Origin of the sequence: Delftia sp. Lp-1 (assembly GCF_020523835.1) — a bacterium.
In the GTDB taxonomy this organism is placed as follows: domain Bacteria; phylum Pseudomonadota; class Gammaproteobacteria; order Burkholderiales; family Burkholderiaceae_C; genus Comamonas; species Comamonas acidovorans.
Genome location: NZ_JAJALJ010000001.1, coordinates 574975 through 582847 on the forward strand (window position 1 = coordinate 574975; position 7873 = coordinate 582847).

The 7873-nt window shown below is 66.0% G+C and carries 3 protein-coding genes; all 3 read left to right on the top strand.

Translation table 11 applies throughout. From position 1 onward, the window contains the following. Positions 1-281: 281 nt before the first annotated feature. The gene (locus LGR64_RS02505; RefSeq protein ID WP_141835125.1) at positions 282-4796 is read left to right on the top strand and encodes an IPTL-CTERM sorting domain-containing protein; all 4515 of its coding nucleotides are present in this window, start codon (positions 282-284) and stop codon (positions 4794-4796) included. A 260-nt stretch (positions 4797-5056) separates the two neighbouring features. Next, on the top strand, positions 5057-5740 hold the full coding sequence (locus LGR64_RS02510) for a hypothetical protein (RefSeq protein ID WP_141835122.1): 684 nt from the start codon (positions 5057-5059) through the stop codon (positions 5738-5740). A gap of 136 nt (positions 5741-5876) precedes the next feature. Continuing rightward, a partial coding sequence (locus LGR64_RS02515) for a hypothetical protein (RefSeq protein ID WP_230354947.1) occupies positions 5877-7873 on the top strand: 1997 nt, incomplete at its 3' end.

Here is a 7873-nt window from a genome sequence, read left to right on the forward strand (position 1 = left end):
TTGTGAGGCATGTCGTACACAGGGCGGTGGTGGGCGTGTTCGCTGGGGCGCTGGGTGATCGATGAATCACCGGACAACCGACATTGCTATATCGGGATGTGCCGATTTTTGCCTTTTTCTGAAGCGCTGAAGGGCGTGTCAATTTTTTTGTTGCGCCATTTGAAATGGGACAAGTCTTATTTAAATTGGCTTGCTAATTATTTTTTCAAGTCACGATTTGATACGGATGAGGAACTTCAATACAATCGCGGCCCAATGAATAGAGCGGGGACGGAGGGGCTATGGAGTGGAAAGACTCGGGGAGGATTGCGGCCAGATGGCTGGTGCTATTGATTGGCACGGTGTTTGCCATTGCAGGAACCATCGGCATTGCCTTTGCACAGGCCGCCGATGCGGTATGTGCCGAAGTCAAGATTGTCATAGAGCAAAAACTCTCGCTGGAGCGCCAGGCATTTGACGCCAGGATGGTGATCACCAATGGCTTGGCGGACCAAAAGCTGGAGAACGTCAGCATCACGCTGCAGTTCCTGGATGCGAACAACCAGACGGTGATCGCCACCACGGATTCCGCAGCCTCCGGAGCCCGCTTTTTCTACCGCACGGATGGGGTCGAGGGCATCACTTCCCTGCAGGGCGGCACGATTGCTCCCAAGGCCGTCGCCAATGTCCGATGGCTGATCATTCCCGCAGCCGGCACGGGCGGCCGCGATCCCCAGGGTGCGGTCTACTACATAGGCGCCAAGGTCACCTACACGCTGGATGGCAAGACCGACACCGTGGAGGTGGCACCAGAGTCCATCGTCGTGCGGCCCCAGCCTGAACTGGTGCTTGACTACTTCCTGCCCCGTGACGTTCCGGGTGACGATGCCTTCACCCCCGAGGTCGAGCCTTCCGACCCCTTCACGCTGGGCGTGCGCATCAAGAACAGTGGTGGCGGCACTTCGTACAAGACCAAGATCGATACCGCCCAGCCCCGCATTGTCGAAAACCGGCAAGGGCTGCTTGTCAATTTCCAGATTCTGAGCGGCTATGTCAACGATGCGCCAGCAGGCAAAAGCCTGCTGCTCGACTTTGGCGACATCACGCCGGGATCGTCCCTGCATGGGCGTTGGAACATGGTGTCCAGCCTGGCCGGCAAATTTGTCGAATTCACGGCCGGATTCACCCATGCGGATTCGCTGGGCGGTGCCCTGACGTCCCTGATCAAGACCGTCAATACCCATCAATTGGTCCAGGATGTGCGTGTCGATCTTCCAGGACGCGACAAGGTCCGCGATTTTCTGGCCCTGGATGGAGATGTCTACCGCGTCTATGAATCCGATGGCGTGGATACCGAGGTCAGCGATCAAAGCCGATCCGCGCAATTCGTGCCCTCCGGTGCCACCGCCAGCCTGCAGTTCAATCCCGTGGCCAATGGCATGGCCTATGCGCGCGTGCCCGATCCCTCCAGGGGCACCCGTCTTCCCCGGCAGGTGGTCCGCTCCGACGGCTACGTCGTCCCTGGCGAAAACGTCTGGCTGTCCAGACAGCGCAACGAGGACCTGAGCTGGAGCTATTACCTGAACCTGTTCGACGTGAACACCACAGGCCGCTACACCATCGGTCTGGTCGCTGGCGAGGCACAGGCCAGCATCGCCGGCGCGGCCTTCGAGGACCGCAATGCCAACGGATTGCGCGATGCAGGCGAGCCCGCCATCCCCGTGCTCGAAATCAAGCTCACCGGCACCCGGGCAGGCACCGGGGAGTCGGTGCTGGCCACTGCCCACACTGATGCCCAGGGCCAATTCCGATTCGATGGACTGCTGCAGGGCAGCTATGCGCTGTCGGCAGCCGTCAGCGAGGGGCTGGTCGATGGCGCTGCGCTTGCGGGCACGGCGGGCGGCCAGTCCGCGCCGGGACGCATATCGGGCATTGATCTGGCCACCGGTACGGCGGCTGCGGGCTATCTGTTTGCAAAGCGCTCCGCCAAGGCGACCGGGCCAGATCCCGAACCGGAAGCGGACACTGGCATCAGCGTGACGGCGGCACCGGCCACCATGGCGCGCGACGGTGGCTCCACGGTCACCATCACGGCACGCAATGCCGGGCCGGCCATTGCAGCCTCCACCGTCGTCCATGTGGACCTGCCCCAGGGGCTGGAGATCGCCAGCCAGTCGGCATCGGCGGGCAGCTATTCGCAGGGCCGCTGGACCCTGGGCGACATGGCCAAGGACTCCGCCCCCACCCTGGTGCTGCAGGTGCGTCCTGCAGCAGGCTCCACGGCCAGGGAATTCCTGCTGGCCGCACGCATCGGCGCGGCCACCCGCGACCCCGTCACCGGCAACAACGCGGCCAGTACGCTGCTCAGGCGCGAGCAGGAGGCCTCCGTGGCCGCTTCGCAGACCCTGGACCAGGGCCTGCGTGTGCTGGCCTATGCCGCATGCGGCGCCGATACCGCTTGCACGGACGGCAAGCGCCAGGCCCTGCAGGATCTGCTGGCGCAGGCCGATGGCTCGGTGCAGTTGGCAGTCACGCCAGGTGAGCTCCGCAAGGCCTTGCGTGCCGGCGACTTCAGCGCGCTCTGGCTCCATGGATCGGTGGACGACCTGGCCGCTTCCCAGATGGAGGAAGTGCGGGCCGCCGTCTACCGCGGTGCCTCGCTGGTCATCGATGGCGCACCAGGCGCGTTGCCGGACACCCTGGCCGACGTCTGGGGTGGCAGTCGTTCAGGCCAGCCGCTGCCTGCGGGTGCCTCTGTGCTCCTGGGCGATGCGGACCTGGGCCATGCGGCGCTGGCGCTGCAAGGCCGGGCGTGGGTGCTGCATAACGAAGGCGCAGGCTCGGAACTGGCCCGCTATGGCACAGGGCAGACCGCTGCGTTGGGCGTGGCCCACGGCAAGGGCCAGGTGCTGGTGATCGGCTTCGATGCCCTGGCGCAAGGCGCGGTTGCGGCTTCGTGGAAAGACTGGACCAAGACGCGCTTCACTGCCCTGGTTCCGCCTGTGTCCGAGCCCATGCTGGCGCAATCCGCCGTGCGCGTCAGAACCAGCATTGCCAACCGCAGCACGCAAGCCGTTGCGCTGGAGCAGGCCATGACCCTGGCCAGTGGCATGAAGCTGCGCTCCTCCTCGCCGCAGGCCGTGGTCGACGGTGATCGGGTCAGGTGGACCCTGGAGCCCGCCTCCCAGGCCGAGTTGCAGGTGCAGGCCTGGCTGGACCTGCCCGGCACCTCGCTGGCCACCACGGTTGAGACGCAGTTGCGCAAGGCCGGCGACAAGTCGCTGGTGGACAGCTGGTCGCAGCCGGTCACCGTCATCGCAGAACCTCAAGCCGCCGCTAACACCCGGGCCGCAGTGGCTGCGCTGGCGCAGGCCACGGCAGACCAGCGGCAGGCCGTCGAGGCATTGCTGGGCCAGGCCCGGGTTGCCATGGAGCAGCAAAAGCCGGCCCAGGCCCTCTCGGCCCTGGTGCAGGCCCAGCCCCTGTTGAGGGCGCTGCCATCCCACGGTACCCGGAATGTGGCTCTGCAATCGCTGGCGCAGTGGATAGGCCTTGTTGCCGCCCAGTGGCAGGAGGAGCCCGCTCGGGATTGGACGCTTTCCATCGTGTCCGGCGACCTGCAGTCCGCCAGGCTGGAGCAGCCGTTTGCGCTGCCGCTGCAGGTGCGCCTGCAGACGGCTGACGGCAACCCGGTGGCGGGGCAGGAAGTCACGTTCGACGCTCCCGCCAGCGGGGCCTCCGCACGCTTTGCAGGCGGCAGCCGCCAGGCGCGCGTGCTCACCGACGCACAGGGCCTGGCACGCAGCCCAGTCATGACAGCCACTGGCGCTGCGGGCAGCTTCACCGTATCCGCCGGCGTCGAGGCCTTGCCCGGCGGCGTGCGCTTCACGCTGGGCAACCTGGATGGCACGGCGCCCGTGCTGCGCATTGTCAAGCTGGCAGGGGATGGGCAGACGGCCACCGTGGGGACAGCCTATGCGGCACCCGTACGTGTCAAGGTCACCGATGCGCAGGGCGCCGCCGTGGCCGGCCACGCCGTGGTCTTTGCGCTGCCGGATAGCGGGGCGAGCGCCGTGTTTGATGGCGGCACGCTCGCAGCGCAGGCCGTCACCGATGCGGCAGGCGTTGCCGCGTCGCCCGCTCTTCGAGCCAATGGACTGGTCGGAGCATTCGAGATGCGCGTGACGGCGGCCGGTGCGGGCGAAGCCTTGCGCGTGTCCTTGCAGAACCAGGCCGCACCCGCAGGAAGCAAGGATGTGGCCCTGCCAACGCCAACGGGCTCCGGCACGCTGAAAGCCTCGGTGACGGGCGGAGGCGCCAGCTGCCGCTTCAACCCGGACAAGACGGCCGTACGCAAGCCCGAGGGCTGGCTGCCGCTGTTCAACGTGCTGCTCTTCCCGCATGGCGTGTTCGACTACGAGCTCACCGGCTGCGACGTAGGAAGCACGGTCACCGTCACCACCGAGTGGCCCAACCTGTTCGGCATCAGCAGCTACCTGAAGTACGGGCCTGTGCCCCATTCGCGGGGCCGCAGCATCTGGTACGCGCCCAGGAACCTGTCGATCAGCGGCAACCGCATCAGCTACACCATCACCGATGGCCAGTTGGGCGACGATGACCTGCAGGCCAATGGCGTCATCAAGGACCCGGGCGGCCCCGTTATTCAGTCTGGGCCGTTGCCTGAGGATCAGTTGACGGCGGTGCCTGGCCTGGAGGCGGCGGGCCTGGCCCTGTTGTCCGCCCTCATGGCCTTGGGTGCCTGCCTGCAGCACAGGCGCCGGCGCGCCGTCCGTGCAGGCGCGGGGATGGATGCATGAGGCTGCGTCGTTTTTGTGGTGCTGGCCTGGCGCATGCAGTGGCGGTGTGCGCAGCCGTCCTGGTGGCTGCACCATTGGGGGCGCAGACCGATGCCGAGCCGCAGTCCTGTCGGGCAGACGCGCATGCCGTACGGGACGCAAGGGCCGCCGAGTCCCCTGTGACGTGGCCCCGTCAGGTGCCGCCTCTGGCGTTGACCACTTCCTGCTGGATGAGCCCGGCCGAGTGGCGGCAGCGCCTTGTTTCCCCTGGCGCAGCGGCCATGCTCGTTGACGTTCGGCCGGCGCAGCACAGGCGCGCTACCCCCATCGCGCAGGCCCTGCAGATGGATTTGCCGCAGCTGCAAGGCAAGCGTTTTCTGATGCAGGAGGAAGTCATCCTGCTGGGCACCGGGCTGGACCATGCGGACCTTGACTCGGCATGCCGGCAATTGCGCAGCCAGGGCTTTGGCCGTGTGAAGGCCTTGCTGGGCGGCGCGGCGGTGGCCCTGCATCCCACGGCATCGGCCAGGCTGCAGGACCTGTCTGCCAGCGACTGGATCGCCAGCCTGGGACAAGGCATTGAATGGACGGTGCTGTCCCTCAGCAAGGCCCTGGATGCGGCGCCGGCTGTGCAGTCACCCGTTGACGAACAACAAACGCACCGTCTGGTCGCCACGCACGATCTGGCCATCCAACTGAACGCCATGGCCGGCGGCAAGGCACGCGGCGACCAGCCAGGAGGCCCCGCATCCCGGGCTTGGGTGGTCATAGCCGACGCTTCGACGGAGCCTGAGCTGCGTGCCCGATTGGACGCGCAACGGGCCTCTTTGGGTGAGCGGCCTGACGCAGTGCCCCTGTACTGGCTGCTGGGCGGGTGGCAGGCCTATCAGGCCCAGGTGGCGAGCATGCAGGCCATCGGAACAACGGCAGGCCACCGGCTTCAGGCGGCCTGCGGGCGGTTTTGAACAAGCACAACGATTAAACGAGCCAAGGATTGGGGGGGAAGTGGTGATGCAGGACAGCGCGCGATCTGAAGAGTCTGTGAGTGTGTGCATGGGTGAGGGCACAGGGAGGGCGAGAAATCCCGTGCAGTGGCATGCCATGGCCCTGGCCACACTGGCCAAAAAGGCCGGCTCGGCAAGGATATGGCTGGCAGCCTTTCTTGCTTTGCCGCTGATGCTGCTCTCTCCGGCCTGGGGCCAGACAACGTTGAGCGGCACCATCTCCAGCAACGCGGTGCTGCGTGCCGCCCAGTCGCCGTACCTTGTGCAAGGCGATGTGGTACTGGATGCCGACGCAACGCTGACCATCGAGCCGGGGGTGACCCTGCGCATGGCCCCTGGCGCCAGTTTCCTGCTCAAGAAAGGTGCGCTGCAAGCCGTGGGCACGCCGGACAAGCCCATCCTCATCACCTCGGCGGCCGCAACCCCGGCGCCCGGGGACTGGCGGCAATGGCGCATGACGGCCGGCACGCGCAGCGCCCAGACGCTGCTGGACCACGTCACCATCGAATACGGCAGCGGCGTGGTCATCGAGAACGCCGCCCCTTCCATCAACAACACGGCCTTCAATCACCACAGCGGCCCGGCCATCGGCATTGATCTTGCGTCCTCGCCGGCCGGCAAGGGAAACTCGGCAAAGGGCAACTCGCTGAATGCCATTGCAGTCCCTTCGGGCACCATCCGCTCTCAGGTCATCTGGGGCATGGTCGGCATTCCCTACCTGGTGCAGCAGGGCCTCATCCAGATAGGCCAGGCGCCCTTGTCCATCGAGCCCGCCAGGCTCCGGCTCAGTCCCGGCGTGGTCGCCATGCTGAGGGTCTCGCTCAACGCACCTGCACCTGCGCAAGGCGTGGTCGTGGACATCACCAGCAGCGTGCCCTCGGTGGCATCTGCCGTGTCGCGGGTCACCGTGGCGCCGGGGCAGACCAGCGCGGACCTGGAGGTACAGGCCAGCACCCTGGGCGCCACCCGCATCACCGCAAGCCACGCCACGCTGGGCTTGGCCGAAACGCAGATCGAAGTCGTCAACCTGCCTTCGCTGGGCCTTGTCCCCGGCAGCCCCACGGTCGGTGTCAACCGGCCGTATCCCATGACCGTGTCATTGCCCGCGCCGGCACCCGTCGGTGGTGTGAACGTGCAGTTGGGCAACTCCGACGCCAACGTGCTCTCTGTCCCATCGTCCGTGCTGGTTCCGGCCGGTCAACAAGGCGTCAGCTTCGAAGTGACGGGCCTTGCCGATGGCAGCAGCCGGCTGACAGCCCAGGCCGAAGGCCATGCCAGTGCGCTGGCCACGGTCTCCGTGCGTGGCAAGGCACTGGTGCTGCCGGCCAGCGTCATCGTGGCGCCTGGTGCGCAGGCCAGCGTGACCATCGAAACCACTGAGCCAGCTCCCTCGGCAGGGCTGGCCGTGAGCCTTGCACTGGAGCAGGCAGGACTGGCACAGGTCCCGGCGTCCGTGCAGATTCCCTCTGGCCAGAGCAAGGCGGCCTTCACGGTGGCAGGCCAGAGCCTGGGCACGACCCGGATCACGGCCACGGCCAGCGGCTACCAGTCGGCGCAGGCTGCATTGCGCGTGGATGCCATCGGCCTCAACACCGATCCATCCGCCGATCTGGTCATGAACGAGGAACTGAGCAAAGTCCTGCGTGTGCAATTGAACAAAGCGGCACCGCAGGGTGGTGTCACGGTGTCTGTGGCCAGCAGAGATCCCGCTGTGGCCAGCGTGTCGCCCGCCGAGGTTTTGATTCCGCAGGGACAGATTTATGCGACGACGCCGATTACCGTGAAAGCGCTGGCCATGGGAGAAACGGCGCTGGACATCACTTCGGCGGGGTTGATTGCCAAGGCGGTAAAAGTGAATGTGAGGGCGAAATTTGCACTGAAGCTCACTCGCTACGGAGGCGACAAGCTGATCGTGGGCAAGGGGCTGTACAGCTACTACAACGAGTTGTACGTGGAGCGCCTGATCAACGGCGTGGTCAGCAACGGGGCTGATGCGGTGACGGTGAACTTGCGCTGCGTGGCGGCGGAGATCTGCGAGACGCCGGCGACGGTGACGATTCCTGCGGGACAGAGCCGGGCCTACATCAACGTGGG

Excerpts from the sequence above, each read along its gene's own strand:
- LGR64_RS02505 (WP_141835125.1), top strand. The coding sequence starts at position 282 with ATGGAGTGGAAAGACTCGGGGAGGATTGCGGCCAGATGGCTGGTGCTA.
- LGR64_RS02510 (WP_141835122.1), top strand. The coding sequence starts at position 5,057 with ATGCTCGTTGACGTTCGGCCGGCGCAGCACAGGCGCGCTACCCCCATC.